Here is a 16,852-nt window from a genome sequence, read left to right as displayed (position 1 = left end):
CTCGCTCCGTATTCGGATAGCGATGACTCGCTTCGCCGCCCCTTGGGATTCGGGCCTGTCAGGTCCACCTTTTCAGGCCCGCATGTTCACCGGATCGATCGCACAGCGGGACCAGTCCAGCTCACCGCCGCAGCCCAGCTCATCGAGGTCCAGGCGGTGGAGCTTGGCCCATCCCCGCGCTTTCGCCCACTCCGCAGAACGCCGGTGAGCTGTGGCTCCCGACGGCCCGAACGAGGCGTAAGGCAACTGCTGCCACGTACATCCCGACGTGGCCACGAACACGAGCACTGCCAGAACTTCCCGGTCACCATGCCGACGCCGACCGCCACCCTGAGGACGCGACGGCTCCTCCGGCACCGCACGCTGGAACAGTTCCCACAGCTCATCCGGTACCAGCCGCTCAACAATGCCCACGGCCTGCACGCCTACGACTCGCTTGAGCAGATGGTCTCAGTCCAGATCGCCTGGAGGTCACGGCAGACAATGGTGAGGGTGCCGTCCCAGCAGGCGATCTCGTGGCTGCAGCCGTCCCTGTGCGGCAGGATCTCGTCGAGAATCACAGCCCCGAGGTCAGTCCCTCGGTCCTCGCCGACGGGATCGATGACGAAGCCGGACACTCCCGCGTAGCGGATCAGCAGGTCCTGGTCGTGCTTCCAGCAGTTGTGCCGGAACTTGACCTCCATCTCCTCACCGCCGGCGCCCCGAACGGCCTGAAGTGTCAGGTCCTTCACACATCGCCTGCCGTGGAAGTCGTAGTGGTCCGCGTCAGTGGCGAAAGCCCGGGCACCCGGCGGCAGGCCACCGGAGATTGAGGGCAGATGGTCCAGGTAACGAGCCGGGTCCAAGACCCCTGACAGGTCGCCGACCTGCGCATCGAGATTGACGTACTGCATCGACCTTCGCCTCTGTTCATGGCTTCCCACTGGCCGATGAATCGTCGCACATACTCATCAAATGAGATGACGTCAAAGGGGAAACCGGCCATCGATGCCGGGCTCAGCGGGCGGGTTTCTCCCAGATCAGCGAGTACCGGCGCAGCACGTGGCGACGGTAGCGCACGCCGGGCAGCAGCCGCCGGGCAGCGGCCCGCACCTGCCCATGGCTCATCTGCGGTTCGGCGACCGGCATGCCCTGCGGGCCACGCGCGCGACGCGGCACCTTCGTGATCCGCACGATCGGAGCAGCCGCGATCAACGCCGCCCACTCCGCCACACTCACCTCGCGGACCGGACCCACCACCAGCGTGCCGCCGGGCCGCAGCAGCTCACGCATGCGGACGAGGGCCGCCTCGAAGTCCATGTGATGGATCGTGGTCACCGAGCAGACGAAGTCGTACCCCGCAACAGGAAGTGCCGAGGTGAGGAAGTCTCCTTCGCCGAAGGTGGGTTGCGGGTCGCCGGCAGCGGAGTCGCGTGCACAGGCGATCATGTCTGAGGTCGGTCATGGCCTGCCGAGTACACACCGATGGATCCGCCGTCCGCGTGGGGAGCCGTGATCGCAGGGATGGGGAATCACGTGTGGCTGACCACGCAGCTCGTGGGGAATTGCCGGACTGTCGACACCCCGCCGTCGGCCTGTTGACCTGCCGTCGTGCACGCCCGCCCGGCCTTGCGATCATGTGGGGAGCGGCAAAACGCCGGAGAATAAGGAGGAGTGAGTCGTTGTTCAAGAGGGGCAAGCGCAACCGCAAGGAATCTGGCATCAAGGAGTCCAAGGGCGCCAAGGGCGCCAAGGGCGCCAAGGGCTACCGGAGGAAGACCGGATGGCGGGTTGCAGGCGGCAAGACGTCCGACGAGGAGACCATGGCGGCGGTGGTAGCTGCCACCACCGGCGGATAGCTCGGGCGCCTGCTGGACGAGGGATACACGTCCGCGAACATCCCCGCCGGAAACAGTGCCTCCCGGTGCTCGGCCAGGAACGCGAACATGCTCCGCTCGGGGACCAACTCACGGCGGCTTTCCCATATATCAAGCCCTACCGGCACCCCGGCCCACTCACCCTGCATACCCACCAGACTGGCCTCGGACCGCATGATCCAGGACCAGAACAGCCGAACATTTCCAGTGATCTTCTAGTCACATCGCGGTTTCGGCTCGTGTCTTCGCTACGTCCAAAGCGGGCAGGGGCGGCCGGGACGTAGGCCGAAGTACGATCCCGGGTCGCCCTTACGTCTGCTGCGGCCGGTCGTCGGCGTTGTCGGCCCGGCCAGTTCCCTCATGATCTCCTCGTGCCCGAGCCATCCGGAAGGTGCGGAGTGTTCGGGTTTGCTCTCGTAGTCGCGGGCGAGGCGGCGGTGCATCATGATCCCCCCCCCGAAGCTGCGCTCTACCACCCAGCGCCGCGGGAGCACGGAGTAGCCTTTGGCCTGCGTGTTCCGTGGGACGACGTCGACGTCGATACCGAGCCTGGCGTCGTGTTCGATGGCCTGGTTCTTGTAGCCGGTGTCGACCCAGGCCTTGGTGATCGTGGGGCGGGTGGCCGCGGTGCGGGTGAGGAGTGTTTGCCGGCTTCGTCGTCGGAGACGCTGGCCGCGGTGACCATGACCAGCAGCAACAGGCCGAGGGGGTCGACGGTGATGCTGCGTTCGCGGCCGATGATCTTCTTGCCGGCGTCGATGCCCTGGGTGCCGACGGGGACGGTGTGGGCGGTTTCACGCTCTGGGAGTCGATGACGCGGGCGGTGGGTTCGAGGTCGTGTTCTTCCTTCTCGCGCACCAGCCGGTGCAGGCGGACGCCGGGTTGCTCGATGGTGCCGTCGGCGGGCCAGTGGCTGAAGTGGGAGAAGACGGTGGTGTGGGCCGGGGAGTCGTGCGGCAGGTACCGCCAGTTGATGGCGGTGCGGTTGACGCAGTGAATTGCGTCGAGGAATTCCCGTAGGTCGGGCCGGCCCAGCCGAGCCGAGCCCAACGGTGGAGGGCCAGGTGGGGAGCTGCCGTTTGTTGATCAGAGTGGGTTCCGTCGTCAAGGGCGCCATGGTCACGCATGGCACTGACGGTCGGTTTGCGGCTGAACTGGCCCTGCTCTGCGGCCGGGAGAGAAGGGTTCTCCCACACGTTCACAGGTGTTTGGCGTCGAATTCGTACCGGCGGGCAGCGGCATGAATAGCGTCGGCGTATGCCTGATCCAGCGCCTGGGCATCGGCGGAGAGGTCATCGAAGGGTACCAATGCGCGGTGGTCGTGGCCACGGCCCAGCATCCATGCCACCCAGGCGTCGTGGACGTCGGAGGTGGTTGTCCGCGTGCCCTTGGCCCGCATGAGCACCGCGTAGCCGAGGAACAGCGCATGGTCGTCGCCCGGCGGTCTTGCCGTGGGAGGAAGCAGGCTCCGGATGAGTTCGGCGGCCTCGGTGAGGTAGATGGTCACCCGCTCAGCCTTCCCACGAAGAGCAGGACATGCAGTGCCGCCAGGAGCAGGGGGACGAACCGCTCTGTCGTGCCCAACTCGAGATACCTGAACCGCCGCGATCCCCGCACCTGCTTCAAGCTGGCCCACTCGTCCGTGTAGATCTTGGCGGGCAGTTGCTCCTCCAGTTTGTTGATGACTTCGAACTTGGCCTGGTTGAGGTGCCGGTAACTGCGCAACTGCAGCCACCAGCAAGCAGAAATGGCGCAACCGGCCAAGGTGACGGACAGGGCTGCGTACCACCTGATGTCGTGGACAGTGGAGTCCGCCAGGCCGACAGCGGCCAACAATGTGGTCTGGATGCCCAAGAAGAAGCTGTTCGCGGTGCCGCGTCGGGCCGAGACGCGATCAGCCATCTCAACCGCCAGTGAGTAGCTGGTGATGACTTCCCGATCCCTTCTGGTGTCCGGCGTTTGCGACAGCGCCACCATGCGGTTCGGCTGTTCAGGGACTGCTGGATCCGCCTGACCGAACGCCGCCGCACCCTGCCATGAGTTCTCAGTCGTCACTTCTGCACCGACACTTCGGGTGATCCGCCTGGTCCGCTGTTTCGAGTGTTTCGAACCTGCTCCAAGAGAGGCCCCAGTTGCCTCTTGACGGCTGCGTTGTCCATCCAAAAATTTCCGCTCACCGTCGATGTGTTCAGAGCAACCATGTGCGGTTCGCCATCTTCGGTGAAGTAGACCATGGACTTGAACCAGAATGCCCGGTCGGCGCGAGAAGCTGCGTAGTTCGGCAGTTCAGGCAATAGAGGAGTATCCCACGAGTCGCCGTAGCGGGCCTTGAGTTCATACAACACGCCTTCCGCCTCTGCGATGCTCGATGCTTTGAAGCGCCGGTACTCGACGGGGTCCGTGACCAGGAGGATGAGTCGCGTGGGATGACTGCGGCGGAGCACCTCGGTGTACTCCCACAGCGTTCCCGGCCCGGGGCCGGTTCCCAGGACAATCAGTCCGGCGTTCTCGATGAGTCTGCCGACAGTGCCCTTCCAGTCGTCGAGCGGCAGGTACATGCGCGACGCCCCTGCGCCGCCCGGCACCTGCTCACCCGGGCTGCCGACTGCCAGCAGAGGCCCGAATTCGGAGAACAGGGCACTGAGGCGCTCCTCGTGACTGCGGTTCGACTGCGCGATCCACGTGGCAGGGTTGTTGAAGAAGTTCAGGTTGCCGTGACGAGGCGTGAGCGTGGACGCGCCGGCGTCCTGAGAGAACGGGCGAAGATAGAGGACGTACGAGCCTTCGGACAGGTCGGCCGGTGATGTGATGATGTTGGCCAGGTACCGATTTCCCGCCATCGCCGGGATGGTGGCGAATCGGATAACGGCGGCACCGGCGATTCCGACCATGAGGAACGCGACGAGAAGGACGTACCACGGCGGCCATCCATACCCTGGCCGTTCCGGGATGCTGCCCATCAACCTCAGTCCCAGAAACGCGAGAACGAGGATCACGGCGCCCCCGAGACGCATCACCCAGCCTGCTGTTCGCAGTGCCCAGCCATGGACCCGACGCCTTCGGGGAAGCGGCGCCAGGCCGGCCACAGGCGCGTCCGGCCCGAGTGCTCGCCGGGCAGCTCGCCGAGCGGCCAGTGCCGTCCAGATGGCCGCGCCGCCAAGGCACGCGATCGTGATGTCGAGAAGAAGTGCGTGAGGGGAGGGTCGGTCACGCGCAGATGATGCAAGTCTCGCGAGGTCACCCAGTGTGAGACGTGAGCCCCCCAAGATCACGGTGGTGCCGATCACACCCATCACGACGCTTGTGACCTGGAGAAACCTCGCCCGGAACCGTTGGGTCCCGCGCAGGGCCCTCGAGGTCGTTGGTGTGGCCAGTCCGAAGTGACGCCGGGCGGCATGCCTTGCGATCGTCCCAAGGCGGAAGAGCATCGCGCCGGCGACCGCGATCGACATGTAGAAGGCGAGAGCGATGAAGAATGAGGGGCGGTCGGCGCCTGGCCGAACCCAGGTGATCGCAGTCGAGAGCACATAGAGGGCGGCCACTGCGGCGCCGATCACCCTGAAGAGCCAGCAGACTGCATGCAACGTCCAGCCGGCCATGGAGGCTGCTCGTGAAGCGGCCTTCGTCGGGCGTCTGGCTGCGTTGAGCACCGCCCATCCTGCGAAGAAGACCGGGAAAGCGCAGAACGCCAGGCCGAGGTTGACGAGCCATAGGAACGTGGTGTGCAAAGTGACCAGGGACATCTGGAATCCCATGATCGAGAGGCAGACGCCGAGCCAGATCAGGGTGCTCCCCACAATCCGCAGCGGCATGCTGCTGGACGGAGCATCCGTCTTCTTGTGCACGGGCCGGATGGCAAGCGCGTTGGCGAGCCGGGGTGAGGCGTTGGGCGCGGCGACGCGCGCGCCCAGCGAGAGCAGAGTCAGGGACAGGATCGCGAGTGCGTGGTCCAGCAGAAAGACTTCGAGGAACGAAGGCTGTGCGCTGTGATCACCGGGTGTCGGCTCAGGTGCGGTCAGGGAGAGGAAGGGAACGACAAGCAGCGTGGCAAGAGCAAGGACAGCCGCGCACACGTAGCAGGCCCTACTGGTGATCGTGAGCGCACGCCGATGGATGACTCTTCGGTTCTCATGGGTTCGCCCGTGCACCGTATGCAGCCCCCTTGACCACGTAGGTGAAATCAAGATAGGGAGCACCTCGGAGCGCAGGCAATCACTCCTGCAAGAAGTGGTCGCGTGGCGGCCTGCAGCCGGAGTGCAGGTTGTTCCGGCACCCGGCCTCCGGCACCAGCGACGACCAGAGTGTCTGGGCCCGCTACGGCTTCTCCGGCACCATAGGTGGATCTCCCCCGGGCAAGTCCGGTGGGCGGTCCTGCTGGCCAACAAGCTCTACTGCGCCCGCGTTCGTCCTCACTGGAGGTGACGGTGGCGACATGCGGCGTGTTGCACAGGGCCGGAACTGGGCATCTCCGCTGTATGGCCGGGGTGCTGAGGACTGAGCGGGTGTGGGTGGAGACGTTCACCGGGCTGCGGGTGGATCAGTTCGGGCGGCCGCTCAAAGTGGTTCGCGAAGGCGGTGGCGAGGGCTGCTGATGGGGCCGCCCGTGGCGACTGCCGTTGTCCGAACGGGTGCTGCTGGTCGCCGTGTACTACCGCCCGGATCCCACCATGCGGCAGCTCGCGCCGCTGTTCGGCGTCTCGCCGGCCACCGTGTGTCGCGTGCTCCAGCGTTCGGGCCCGCTGCTCGCACGTGAGCCGGTCCCGCCCCGGCGGCACCTGGCCGAGCGGCCGTGGATCGTGGACGGCACATTCATCCCGGTCCGTGACCGGGCGGCGGGCACCTCGTCGCGCACCTACCGGTTCTCGGCGAACGTGCGGGTCATCGTGGACGCGGACACTCGCCTCGTGATCGCGGCCGCCCGCCCGGTGCCGGGTACCACGGCCAACGCCGAAGCCTGGCGGGAGTCCGGCCCGGCCGCGCGCTACCGGGGTGTGGCCGCGCTCGGTGACGGCGCCTACCTCAATACGGGGCTGATCGTCCCGCACCGCGAACGGCCCGGGCGGCCGCTGCTGCGGACCGGGGAAGATGACAACGCCGCCCACCGCAGGGTCCGCGCCCGGGTGGAGCATGTGATCAGCCGGATGAAGAACTGCAAGATCCTCCGCGACTGTCGGCAGCGCGGCAACGGTCTCCATCACACCGTCCAGGCCGTCGCCCACATGCCCGACCTCGCTCTTGCGGCATGAGCAGACCACGCCGAGATTGCAGGCAGGCCGCCAGTTCACGGTCTCGTGCAACACGCTTTGGCGTTGCCATCGGGGCATCGCCACTGAGTGAACGGGCCGCCCCGGTGTGCCGTCGCAGTTCATGGTCGAGCACGGTGAGGTATCGGAGGGCGCCGCAGAGCTGGTACCAGGTGGCGGGCCGGGAACGGGAGACAGGGACGTAGCCGGCCCGATGGGCCTGCGAGGCCCCCGGTCTCTGGCGCTTGTCGTCATACGTGCTGATTGCCGCAGTTCGACCTGGTCGACGGTTCCGCCTACCTCCCCTGCCCGCGGTCGGCGTTCGCCCGCTACCAGCCGTACGCCGTCGACTCCCTCCACCTGTCGAAGGTGGTCACCGGAGAGTTCGTCCAGGTGCCGCCCGGCCGTACGGTCACCGCCGCGATGACGGCCGACGGGCGGATCCGCGTCGAGCTGAGCGGACCGGCCGCCGTCAACGACACGGGCGAGTTCGCCGGCCCGGGACGCGAGGGCATGGCGGCGAGCCGCCGCGTCACCGTCACCGTGCGGCAGCGGGCCCGCTCCGGAGCGACCCGGACTGGACGGCGGCCGACGCCACGGCCGAACTGACCTGCACGCCCCGTGGCACCGGCTTCGTCTGGACCGGCGAACTGACCCTGTTGCCCGGCCGGTTCCCTTCGTCCAGCCTGCACCGGCTCCTCGTCGAGGTGTCCGAGACCTGCTTCACCGACCGCGCGACGGCCACCGGCACCCTCACCTCGAATGGCGTCACCCGCCCGGTGTCCCGCCACCTCGTCCACACGGACTTCTTCGGCCTGACCACGACGGTGTTCGGGCGGATCGTGCTGGAGGAGTAGGCGACCGTCGCCTGTCCGCTGTCCGCTGTCCGCTGTCCGCTGCCCCCGCGCCGGCGCGGGGCGCGCACCCGTGCCCTTGCCCCGGTGGCAAGAAGCCGGCAGAAAAAATCTCCGGTCCCGAGTGTGAGGCACCGATGCCGGGACACAAGAGCCTCAGTGCTTCGGAACCGCAGGCACCCCGTCCCAGAGGGGCCAGTCTGCCGTTTTCCGGTGAGTGGCCGCTCACCTGCCTGCGAACCGCCCACCAGCGTCTAAGGAGAGCCGGCGATGGCCACCACCATGATCGCGCGCCGCCACGGGCGCCGCCACGACGACCCCGACACCACCGAGGAGATGCGGCTGCTGGTCACGCTGCCGGACGGCCCCAAGAAGGAGCGGCTGCGCCAGCGTGTGATCACCGCCTGGCTGCCGCTGGCACACCGTCAGGCCGTGCGGCTGCGCGAGCGCGGGGAGCAGCTCGACGACCTCAAGCAGGTCGCCGCCCTCGGCCTGGTCAAGGCGGTCGACCGCTTCGACCCCGAGCGCGCCGACGCCTTCGAGCAGTTCGCCATCCCCACCATCACCGGTGAACTCAAGCGGCACTTCCGTGACCACACCTGGGACGTGCATGTGCCCCGGCGCACCCAGGAGCTGCGCAACAAGGTGCGCAAGTCCGTACGGGAACTGAGCACCACCCTGGACGGCCGGTCACCGACCGTGGCGCAGATCGCCGAACACGCCCGGCTCGCGGAGGACGACGTGGTGCTCGGCCTCGAAGCGCTGGAGACCTACCGGTCCCTGTCGCTGGACGTGGCCCTGGACCGCAGCGGCGACAACGACGACTACACCCTCCTGGACACCCTCGGCTCGGCCGACGGCCGCTTCGGACTCATAGAGGACCGCGAAGCGGTCAAGCCCGCCCTGGCCCGGCTGCCCGAACGTGAACGCCGCATCCTCTACCTGCGGTTCTTCAAGGACATGACGCAGAGCGCGATCGCCGCCGAACTGGGCCTGTCCCAGATGCACGTCTCGCGGCTGATCAGCCGGGCCCTGAACCGCGTACGCGCCGAGGTCGACCGGAACACGGAGAAGGACTTCCCGGTCGCCGCCTGAGCACCGGAAGGCCACGGCCGTGGGCCCGGCCGTAGCCCGGCGGCACGGCGCAGCCCTTCGCACGGGGAACCGGGCGAAGGGCTGCGGGCCGGTGCGGCCGGGCAAGCGTGGTGGGACCGGGCGGCGAGTGGTCAGCGCACCCAGTGGCGGTAGTGGTACTTGTGCTTGCTGAGGTCACTGACCTTCGAGTGCGAGGCGCTGCCCGCCTCGCCGATGGTGACACCGCCGGGCCCGCCGGCGTTCACGCCCTCCGCGTAGGCACCCTGCCAATGACTGGCGGTGTGGTGGTGGAGGTGCTTGCCCCCGCCTCCAGAGGGGGCGGCGGCCGCAGGGGTGGCAGCGAGGAATCCGGCGGCGATGATACCGACGGCGGCTATCGCAGTGCGACGCATGATCTCTCCTTATGGAGCGGGGTTGTTGCCACGACTGTCACCCGCCACGGCCCCGCCCGCACCCGGGGGCTGGCGAACGGGTTGCGCGGGCGGGGCTACTGCCGCGTACGGTGACGGCCTGGCCTGGCCTGGCCTGGCCCGGCCCGGCCCGGCTTGGACTGTGCCTGCCGCCGCGTGCGGTCGCTCAAAGTGGAAGGGGTCCCGGTGGAAGGGGTCCCAGCGGAAGGCTCCCCGGCGGGCGGCTGTTTCCGGTTCGCGATCGCCTCCGGTTCGCGGCCGCCGCCCGTTCGCGGTGCCGCTACGACGGCCCGCCCACGCTGATGCCCGGCCCTTCGGGAGGGGTGTCCCGGTCGTGCGGCCGGAGTTCGATCTCGATGCGGTGGGTGCTCTCGCGGGACAGCGCCCCGCCGGCCTCGGCGGTGACCACGCCGATCCGCAGGCCGCCCCTGCCGGATCCCTCGCGGCGGACCTGCACGGCGAACTCCACGTTGACGCGGTCCACCAGGAACCGGAGCCTGCTGCGCTCGCCCTCGCGCTGCGCCGTTTCCAGCTCCTCCCGGATGCGGCCGATGACGTCGGCCAGACCGGCGGTCTCCGCGCCCTCGTTCCCGCCCCGTCCGCCCGGCCCGCCGTTCGCGCCCATCATGGCCCTTTCGTCACCCGGCGGGGAGCGATTGTCACTGCCCGCGGCTATGGTTCAGGAGTATGAGGGAGCTCGGGGGAACTTCCAACCACTACGCGGGCGACGGGTGTTGGCGGGTCCGGCTGTTCCAGGGGGAGCGCCGGGACGCCCCGCCGCTCGGCGCGGGTGTGCTGCTGCCCGACGGTCTGGTCCTCACCTGCGCGCATGTCGTCCTGGCCGCCCGCCGGACCGCGGCGGCCGGCGGGCGGCCGGGTGACCCGCCGACGCCGCTGTCCGACGTGTTCGCGGAATTCCCCTGCGCCCTGCCGGCGGTGCCCCGGCCGGTTGCGGCGCAGGTGCTCACCCGCCATCTGCGGCCGCCCACCGGGCAGTTCGGCGCCGACATCGCGCTGCTGCGGCTGGCCGAGCAGCCGCCGGTGGAGCCTGCCGTGCTGCACCGGCAGGTCCCGGCGCTGGGCGAGCAGGTGCACACCGTCGGTTATCCGAGGGACCTGCCGGGCGGTGAGCACATCACCGCCCGGCTCATGGGGCGCGGCGGGCCGGGCCGCTTCCCCGAGTGGGTGCAGCTCGACCCGGAGACGGCGCCCTACGTGGTCCGGCACGGCTTCAGCGGCAGCGGGGTGGTGCACGACCGCACGCGCGGCGTCATCGGCATCCTGGTGCACCAGTACGGCACGGCGCAGTTCCCGGTGCCCTCCAGCCACGCGTACATGATCCCGACCGAGACGGTCCTGGGGCACCTGGCGGACGAGAAGATCAAACTCCGCGCCACCGGAGCCCGCGCCGTGTCGGGCTCCATCCGGCTCGTCCCCGGCGCGGCCGACCCGGAGCGGGCGCTCGGGCTGCGCCGCTGGATCGCCCGCTGGCTCGGCGACGGGGGGCCGGCCGCGGGTCCGGCCACCGGCAGAGGCACGGTCAGGGGCTCGGGCCGGGGGACCGGCGCGGGACGCGGCACGGGTCCCGGCAGAAGGTCCGGCACGGGCACGGACCGGCACCCCGGGGCGTGGCGGGGGACGGTGGAGTATCCGGACGGCAGCCGTGCCGTGCTCTCCCAGGGGCGTGGCGGCCCGGACGGCGTGGCGGAGCCCGTCGAGCTGGCCTTCGTCGCCGACGACGAGCCGGAGGCCCGGTCCGTTCTGCACTCGGCGCTCGTCCTGGCCGACCGCGAGCGCGGCCCGTGGTCCCTGCGGCGCGGCCGGGCCGCGGAGCCGTGGGCGGGCTCGATCGACCTGGCTCTGGACGCGACGGGCTGGACGGCCGAGAAGCTGGTCCGCCGTACCGCGGCCCGGGCCGGCGTGCCCGAACGGACGGCGCCGGCCGACACCGCCGCCGCCATGACCGCGCGGATCGCCGAGCAGGCTCCGCCGCTGTCCGCCGCCTTCCTCTCCGTCGACCGGATCCGGTCGGCCGACGGGCCGGTCATGGCGCTGCTGCACGCGCTGCTGGCGCGCGGCCACAGCCGGCTGCTGCTCGTCTTCCGCGACCAGCGCTCACCGCTGCTGGACCGCGTCGTCGGCGAACTCCTCGACGAAGGGTGGGCCGACCGCCACGAAAAGGCCGTCGCCGCGCGCCTGACCGTCCTGGCCGGGCTGGAGGACCGGCGCCGGCGGCTGCGGGACGGCCGGCCGGAGGCCGACGACGGGTACGTACCGGTCCAGCCCCGGCTCGCCCGCAGGCTGGCGGCCCTGCGCCAGGGCGGCACCCTGCGCAACAGCGACAGCGCCGCGTACCACCTGTTCCGGATCGGCCTCGATGTCGAGGAGGCCCTGCAACGCCTCGACCGGCCCCGTGCCCCGCGCGGTTACGTCGTCCTCCCGCCGGGCGCCGGGCTGACCGACCTGCCGCATGTCACCGTCGGTGATCCGGACGCCCTCGCCGAGCCGGACCCGCCACCGGGCCCGCCCCCGCCCGCGGTGTCCCGCCGTCAGCAGACGTGCGGCCCCGAGCCGGCGCCCGGTGCGGACCACCGGCCGCCCGCCGCGCCGGTGGCCGCTCCCGCGCGGCGCACCGGCCTCGTCCGCGGCCAGGAGCTGCACCAGCAGTACCAGGTCGTCGGCCGCCTCGGCCAGGGCAGCTACGGGCAGGTCTACCTCGCCCGTGACCGGATGCTCGCCGGCCGGCCCGTGGCCCTCAAAGGGGTGCACGACCCCGACGACGAGCAGGCGGTGAAGAACGCCGTACAGGAGCGTCTGCGGCTGGTCGGCCTCAACCACCCGTCGATCATCAAGGTCTTCAACTACGCCAGGGGCCCAGGGGCCCCGGAGCGCGGCCTCAGCTTCATCGTGATGGAGTTCGCCGACGGAGCGCCGCTGCGATGGGTCGCCGAGCAGATCGAGAAACGCGCCGAGCCCTTCCACGACCACCGGGTGTACGAATTCATCGCGGCCTACGGCCTCCTCGTCCTGGACGCGCTCACCTACCTCCACGAGGAGTGCGGGCTCGTCTACGGCGATCTGTCTCTCACCAACGTGATCCACTGCGGCGCCGGCATCAAGCTCATCGACGTGGCCGGCGTACGGCCGATCGGCACCCCGGGACCCGTGACGTACCCGGCGCCCGAGGTGCACGGCTCCGCCGGCATGACCGTCGCGGCGGATCTGTACGCGGCCGGTGCCGTGCTGGAGGAACTGATCGCCCGGGTTCCCGAGGCGCCCCCGGGGCTGGGCACCCGGTCGCTGCTGAGGGTGCTGAGCCGCGCCACGGCCGGCTGCCCGGAGGAGCGCTTCGCCACGGCCCGGGAGATGTCCGTCCAGCTCCGGGGCGTCCTACGGGAGCTGCGCTCCCTGCGGCTCGGCGAGGAGGCGGCCTTCGAGCCCTCGACGCTCTTCGCCCCGGCACCCGCCGCGCTCGACGGCGAACTGGGCAAGGCGCCACCGCTCGGTCAGTGGCGGGACGGCGGCAACGTCAAGCGGAAGCTGACCGCGAAGCCGCCGTCCCCCGCCGAGGTCGCCCTCGGCCTGCCGGTGCCCAAGCCGAGCGTCGCCGACGGCAACTGGACGGAGCTGCACCGCACCTCCTACGACGACCCGGTCGGCCTGCTCCAGCTCAGCGACGCGTGGACGGAGTCCCCGGAGAAGGCACTGCTGCACTGCCGGCTCCATCTGGAGATCGCCCGCGACCACCCGGAGGAGGCCGTCGCGGAGCGGGCCGCCGCCGAGGCGGAGCTGGCCCGCGCCCGTACGGCCGTCGGCGAACTCGCCGAGTTCGACTGGCGGCTGCACTGGCACGAAGGGCTGCTGCACCTCGTGCGCGACCGGGTGGCCGCCGCGCGGGCCTGCTTCGACCTGGTCTACGAGGCGATCCCGGGCGAGTACGCCCCGAAACTGGCCCTCGGCTACTGCCACGAGGCCGAGGGCAGCCCGAAGGAGGCCGTGGCGCTGTACGGAGCGGTGTGGCACCGCAACCACGCCCTCGGCGGTGCCGCCTTCGGCCTGGCCCGGATCCACCTCGCCGACGCCAAGCCCCAGCTCGCCCTCGACTGCCTCGAAGCCGTCCCCGCCGACTCGCGCCACCGCACCGCCGCCCGCACGGCCATGGTCCGCATCCTCGCCGCCCCGCCCGCCGACGGCGGCCCGCCCACCGTGGCCATGGCACGGCAGGCCTGGGTGGCGCTGCACCGGCTCACGCGAAAGGAGGGCCTGACCGACCGGCATGCCCAGGACCGGCTCCGCGCCGACCTTCAGGAACTGCTCCTCCTGCTGGTGACGACCGCGCCCGCCGGTGCGGAAACCGGCCCGCTGGGCGCGTTCTGCGCGGATCCCGACCTCCAGGCCGAGAAGATCCCCGCCCCGCCGACGGAGCGGGCCCTGCGTGAAGAGCTGGCCGCCTGCTACCGGCGGCTCCTCGAACAGATGCCGCCCGCCGAACGGGTCCGTGACCAGGCCCTGGCCAGAGCACTGCTCGACAACTCCTGTCACACCCGCCCCATGGGCGTGTGGCACCGGCGCGGCGGCCCGCACTCCCGCCGGCCGAGCCGCTGGAAGCGCGCCCGGACGAACGGCGAGGGGCTCCCGGCGTACGAGGACACCGCGCCCGAGGGGCCGGGATGAGCCGCGACGACCGCTCCCTTCCGGGCCCGGGAGAGCGGGACCCGGCGGCGCCCGCGACCCGGCGGAGACCGGCCCGTGCGCTGTGGCGCTGGTCGGCGGGCCGCGACGCGCGAGGCGAGCTGAAACCCACCGGGAAGTTCCTGTTCAGCCGCATGGTGATGGTGCCCGTCGGCATGCTCACGGTGCTCGCTCTGGCAGGGACGGCGTACTTCGACGTCCACCGCCGTACGGAGGAGCTGCGCGACCGCTACGCCCCCGCGCTGGTCGACCTCGCCCACGCCCGGGTGTCGCTGACCCTCGCGCAGCAGGAGGCCGAACAGCGGCTCGGCACCGGCGACGGCGAACCCCTGCTGCAGACCGGCCTCGTCGGGCTCGGCGAGCGGTACCCGGCCCTGGTGGCCGAGGCGTCACAGAGCCTCAACAACGCCGTGCAGACCCAAGCGCTGAGCAGGACGCAGGAGCAGGTGGTGCGCGTGGTGTCCGGCCTGGTGACCGCCTACGACGGCTGGATCGACTGGGCCAACAGCCACCACGGCAGCCGGCCGCTGCGCAGGGCGGGCATGGACTACGCGACGGATCTGCTGCGCACCGGTCCGACCGCGATACTCCAGCGCATCGGCGCCCTGGAGCAGCACCTGCGCAGCACCGTGGCCGGCCTGTCGGCCCGGCGCACCGTGCTCGCCGGGACGGCGTCGGCCGCGCTGCTCGCCACGCTGGTCCTCGCCCTCGTCTTCGTCGGCCTGCTCGACTACGTACGGGCCCGCCTGCGGGTACGCAGCCCGCTGCTGGTGCTGTACGGGCTGCCCGTCCTGCTGGTGCTCGGGGTGCTGTCGTTCGGCGTCACCGCGCAGCAACGGGCCCAGCGGGACGTGGAGCGCACGGCCGGTCTGCTCGGGCGGATCACCGTGCCTCGCCCGCCCGGCGACGGCGCGGGGGAGGCCGGCACGGCGCGCGGGCCCGACGCCGCGATCGAGCGGGAGGACGCCGCGCTCGCCGGGAAGCTGCGCGGTACCCACCCCGGCGAGTGGGCGACGGCCGCCGCGCTGGCCCTGGCCGTCGGCGCGGCGGGCGCCGTGGGATGCGGCTTCACACTCCGCCGCTACGGCCGGGAACACTGGAAGATCGACTGGGGGAAGGCATGAGGAGCCCACGCCGGTTGCTGCGCTCCGCCCTGGCGGGCTGCCTGCTGGGCACGGCCGCCCTGGTGCCGGCGGGCTGCTCCGCGGAGCAGGACCGGACGGTGGTGGTCCTGGGCCCGTGGACGGGCGGGGAGGAGAGACCGTTCGTCAGGATGCTGGAGGAGATCAGCCGGCGTACGGGCTGGTCGTTCCAGTACGAGGGCACCCGCTCCCTGCGGGAGACCCTGGCGACCCAGCTCCGGACGGAGACACCGCCCGACGTGGCGATCCTCAACGGCCTGGGCGAGCTGGCCGAGTACGCGCGCAACGGTGACGCCAAGGTGCTGGAGGACGACGTGGCGGGATCGGCGCTGGGGCCGTGGGCGGAGCAGATCACGCTGGAGGACGAGACGGGGGAGCGGCGGCGGCACTCGTACTGGGTGCCGGTGCGGGTGGACCTCAAGAGCATCGTCTGGAGCCGTCCGGGCGACCCCAAGGCGGCCGGGAGCCCGCGCTGGTGCCTGGGCATGGCGTCGGGCGCCACGTCCGGCTGGCCGGGGACGGACTGGATCGAGGACCTGCTGCTGCAGAAGTTTGGTGCGGACGTGTACGAGCGGTGGGCCACCGGCAAGCTGCCGTGGACCAGCGAGCCGGTGCGGCAGGCGTGGCAGGCGTGGCGGGACGTGCTCGCGAAGGACCGGCCGAAGGCGGCCGAGCAGGCGATATCCACCGAGTTCGAGAGCCTGGGCGGCGGCCGGTACGGGCTGCTGAACACCGGCAGGTGCACCCTGGAACACCAGGGCTCCTTCATCCGTCGGCACTACGGCGACGACGTGCTGCCCGCCCCCACCCATGAGTTCGTCCCCGGGCTGCCGGCCGGCCGCGGGACGTTCGAGGTCTCCGGCGACATGGCGGCCGTCTTCCGGCCGAGCGATGCCGCCTGGGACCTGCTGAGGGGGCTGACCTCGCTGGAGGCCCGCGCCGTGTGGGCCGGGCTGGCGGAACCGGGGGAGCGGCCGCTGTTCCCCGACGGGAGCACGGGCAAGGGCCGGCTCTCGGCGGGCACCGCCGCGGTGCAGAGACTCTTCCGGTCGGCGGAGGAGATCTGTTTCGACGCGTCCGACGCCATGCCGTCGACGCTGCGGGGGGCGTTCCAGCGGGCCGTACTGGAGTTCCTGGAGGACCCGCGGGATCCCCGGGCCCTCGAAGGGCTGCTGAAGCAGTTGGAGGCCGAACGGCTGACGCAGGAACGGGCCGGGGCCTTCGCGCTGGATCACCTGTGCGGCGAACTCGGCGACTGACGGTGACGACGACGGCGGCGGCAACGGCGATCATGGATGGCCGGGGTGGCCCGAGGACCGGGGCGGACCGGGACGACCCGAGGACCGGGACGGGCCGGTTGCCGGGGGCGGATGCCGGTTGACGGTGGCAGCGCGGCACCGTGCGGTGGCCGTCCGCGCGTCCTGCGCAGTTGGACCGCCATATACCGCCATACACCGCCATGCATCGCCGTACGCCGGTTCCGGCCGGGCGGGCAAACCGGACACCGGTCGGCCGCCGGGGCCGGCCGGTGTCCCCCGTAGTGATCCACCTCACGGGCGG

At 70.8% G+C, this 16,852-nt stretch carries 14 protein-coding genes and 4 pseudogenes; 9 read left to right on the top strand and 9 right to left on the bottom strand.

All coding sequences use genetic code 11. From position 1 onward, the window contains the following. Positions 1–20 precede the first annotated feature (20 nt). The 3 genes and pseudogenes from ACH4EB_RS29395 to ACH4EB_RS29385 all read right to left on the bottom strand — a co-directional run. Positions 21–414: pseudogene (locus ACH4EB_RS29395) on the bottom strand (transposase); the annotation flags it as partial. 11 nt (positions 415–425) lie between these two features. Continuing rightward, the gene (locus ACH4EB_RS29390) at positions 426–893 is read right to left on the bottom strand and encodes a hypothetical protein (protein ID WP_398350938.1); all 468 of its coding nucleotides are present in this window, start codon (positions 891–893) and stop codon (positions 426–428) included. A gap of 103 nt (positions 894–996) precedes the next feature. Then, a complete protein-coding gene (locus tag ACH4EB_RS29385) occupies positions 997–1,428 on the bottom strand; it encodes a class I SAM-dependent methyltransferase (RefSeq protein WP_398350936.1) in 432 nt (143 codons plus the stop codon). Positions 1,429–1,661: 233 nt separating this feature from the next. Between ACH4EB_RS29385 and ACH4EB_RS29380 the strand changes: the two genes are divergently transcribed. Then, entirely contained in the window at positions 1,662–1,838 is a 177-nt protein-coding gene (locus ACH4EB_RS29380) for a hypothetical protein (RefSeq protein ID WP_398350935.1), read from the top strand. Positions 1,839–2,251: 413 nt separating this feature from the next. On the opposite strand, the pseudogene ACH4EB_RS29375 reads toward ACH4EB_RS29380, so the two are convergent. The 4 genes and pseudogenes from ACH4EB_RS29375 to ACH4EB_RS29360 all read right to left on the bottom strand — a co-directional run. Further along, positions 2,252–2,879, bottom strand: a pseudogene (locus ACH4EB_RS29375) (IS5 family transposase); the annotation flags it as partial. Positions 2,880–3,054: 175 nt separating this feature from the next. Next, entirely contained in the window at positions 3,055–3,363 is a 309-nt protein-coding gene (locus ACH4EB_RS29370; RefSeq protein ID WP_398350934.1) for a hypothetical protein, read from the bottom strand. After that, on the bottom strand, positions 3,360–3,911 hold the full coding sequence (locus ACH4EB_RS29365; RefSeq protein WP_398350933.1) for a hypothetical protein: 552 nt from the start codon (positions 3,909–3,911) through the stop codon (positions 3,360–3,362). The genes ACH4EB_RS29370 and ACH4EB_RS29365 overlap by 4 nt, the downstream gene beginning before the upstream one ends. Further along, complete coding sequence (locus tag ACH4EB_RS29360) at positions 3,908–5,929, bottom strand: hypothetical protein (protein ID WP_398350932.1); 2,022 nt, start codon at positions 5,927–5,929, stop codon at positions 3,908–3,910. The genes ACH4EB_RS29365 and ACH4EB_RS29360 overlap by 4 nt, the downstream gene beginning before the upstream one ends. 164 nt (positions 5,930–6,093) lie before the next feature. On the opposite strand from ACH4EB_RS29360, the pseudogene ACH4EB_RS29355 reads away from it, so the two are divergent. From ACH4EB_RS29355 to ACH4EB_RS29335, 5 genes and pseudogenes are all read left to right on the top strand, one after another. Next, a pseudogene (locus tag ACH4EB_RS29355) lies at positions 6,094–6,278 on the top strand (serine hydrolase); the annotation flags it as partial. 53 nt (positions 6,279–6,331) lie between these two features. Continuing rightward, a pseudogene (locus ACH4EB_RS29350) lies at positions 6,332–7,102 on the top strand (transposase family protein). Positions 7,103–7,363: 261 nt separating this feature from the next. Next, positions 7,364–7,708 (top strand): hypothetical protein, encoded by a 345-nt coding sequence (locus tag ACH4EB_RS29345; protein ID WP_398350931.1) that lies wholly within the window; start codon positions 7,364–7,366, stop codon positions 7,706–7,708. A 50-nt stretch (positions 7,709–7,758) separates the two neighbouring features. Beyond that, the gene (locus tag ACH4EB_RS29340) at positions 7,759–7,956 is read left to right on the top strand and encodes a hypothetical protein (RefSeq protein ID WP_398350930.1); all 198 of its coding nucleotides are present in this window, start codon (positions 7,759–7,761) and stop codon (positions 7,954–7,956) included. Between the two features lie 267 nt (positions 7,957–8,223). After that, positions 8,224–9,048, top strand: coding sequence for a SigB/SigF/SigG family RNA polymerase sigma factor (locus ACH4EB_RS29335; RefSeq protein ID WP_398350929.1), 825 nt, complete (start codon positions 8,224–8,226; stop codon positions 9,046–9,048). Between the two features lie 131 nt (positions 9,049–9,179). On the opposite strand, the gene ACH4EB_RS29330 is transcribed toward ACH4EB_RS29335, so the two are convergent. After that, the gene (locus ACH4EB_RS29330; protein ID WP_398350928.1) at positions 9,180–9,440 is read right to left on the bottom strand and encodes a hypothetical protein; all 261 of its coding nucleotides are present in this window, start codon (positions 9,438–9,440) and stop codon (positions 9,180–9,182) included. Between the two features lie 298 nt (positions 9,441–9,738). Next, a complete protein-coding gene (locus tag ACH4EB_RS29325; RefSeq protein ID WP_398350926.1) occupies positions 9,739–10,086 on the bottom strand; it encodes a trypco2 family protein in 348 nt (115 codons plus the stop codon). Between the two features lie 59 nt (positions 10,087–10,145). On the opposite strand from ACH4EB_RS29325, the gene ACH4EB_RS29320 reads away from it, so the two are divergent. Genes ACH4EB_RS29320 through ACH4EB_RS29310 form a run of 3 tightly spaced genes read left to right on the top strand, consistent with a single transcriptional unit; the run spans position 10,146 to position 16,551 of the window. Then, positions 10,146–14,132: a tetratricopeptide repeat protein gene (locus ACH4EB_RS29320; RefSeq protein WP_398350925.1), complete on the top strand. Its 3,987-nt coding sequence runs from the start codon at positions 10,146–10,148 to the stop codon at positions 14,130–14,132. Continuing rightward, complete coding sequence (locus ACH4EB_RS29315; RefSeq protein ID WP_398350924.1) at positions 14,129–15,274, top strand: hypothetical protein; 1,146 nt, start codon at positions 14,129–14,131, stop codon at positions 15,272–15,274. The genes ACH4EB_RS29320 and ACH4EB_RS29315 overlap by 4 nt, the downstream gene beginning before the upstream one ends. Next, entirely contained in the window at positions 15,271–16,551 is a 1,281-nt protein-coding gene (locus ACH4EB_RS29310; RefSeq protein WP_398350923.1) for a hypothetical protein, read from the top strand. The genes ACH4EB_RS29315 and ACH4EB_RS29310 overlap by 4 nt, the downstream gene beginning before the upstream one ends. Positions 16,552–16,852 lie beyond the last annotated feature (301 nt).

The organism is Streptomyces sp. NPDC018045 (genome assembly GCF_044327445.1).
GTDB lineage: Bacteria > Actinomycetota > Actinomycetes > Streptomycetales > Streptomycetaceae > Streptomyces.
The sequence above is the reverse complement of the archived record's forward strand: the minus strand, read 5'-3'. Positions and strand labels throughout refer to the sequence as shown.

Bases quoted from the DNA above. Each gene is read 5' to 3' on its own strand.
- ACH4EB_RS29315 (WP_398350924.1), top strand. From the start codon at position 14,129: ATGAGCCGCGACGACCGCTCCCTTCCGGGCCCGGGAGAGCGGGACCCG.
- ACH4EB_RS29330 (WP_398350928.1), bottom strand. From the start codon at position 9,440: ATGCGTCGCACTGCGATAGCCGCCGTCGGTATCATCGCCGCCGGATTC.
- ACH4EB_RS29320 (WP_398350925.1), top strand. From the start codon at position 10,146: ATGAGGGAGCTCGGGGGAACTTCCAACCACTACGCGGGCGACGGGTGT.
- ACH4EB_RS29325 (WP_398350926.1), bottom strand. From the start codon at position 10,086: ATGATGGGCGCGAACGGCGGGCCGGGCGGACGGGGCGGGAACGAGGGC.
- ACH4EB_RS29310 (WP_398350923.1), top strand. From the start codon at position 15,271: ATGAGGAGCCCACGCCGGTTGCTGCGCTCCGCCCTGGCGGGCTGCCTG.
- ACH4EB_RS29335 (WP_398350929.1), top strand. From the start codon at position 8,224: ATGGCCACCACCATGATCGCGCGCCGCCACGGGCGCCGCCACGACGAC.
- ACH4EB_RS29390 (WP_398350938.1), bottom strand. From the start codon at position 893: ATGCAGTACGTCAATCTCGATGCGCAGGTCGGCGACCTGTCAGGGGTC.
- ACH4EB_RS29385 (WP_398350936.1), bottom strand. From the start codon at position 1,428: ATGATCGCCTGTGCACGCGACTCCGCTGCCGGCGACCCGCAACCCACC.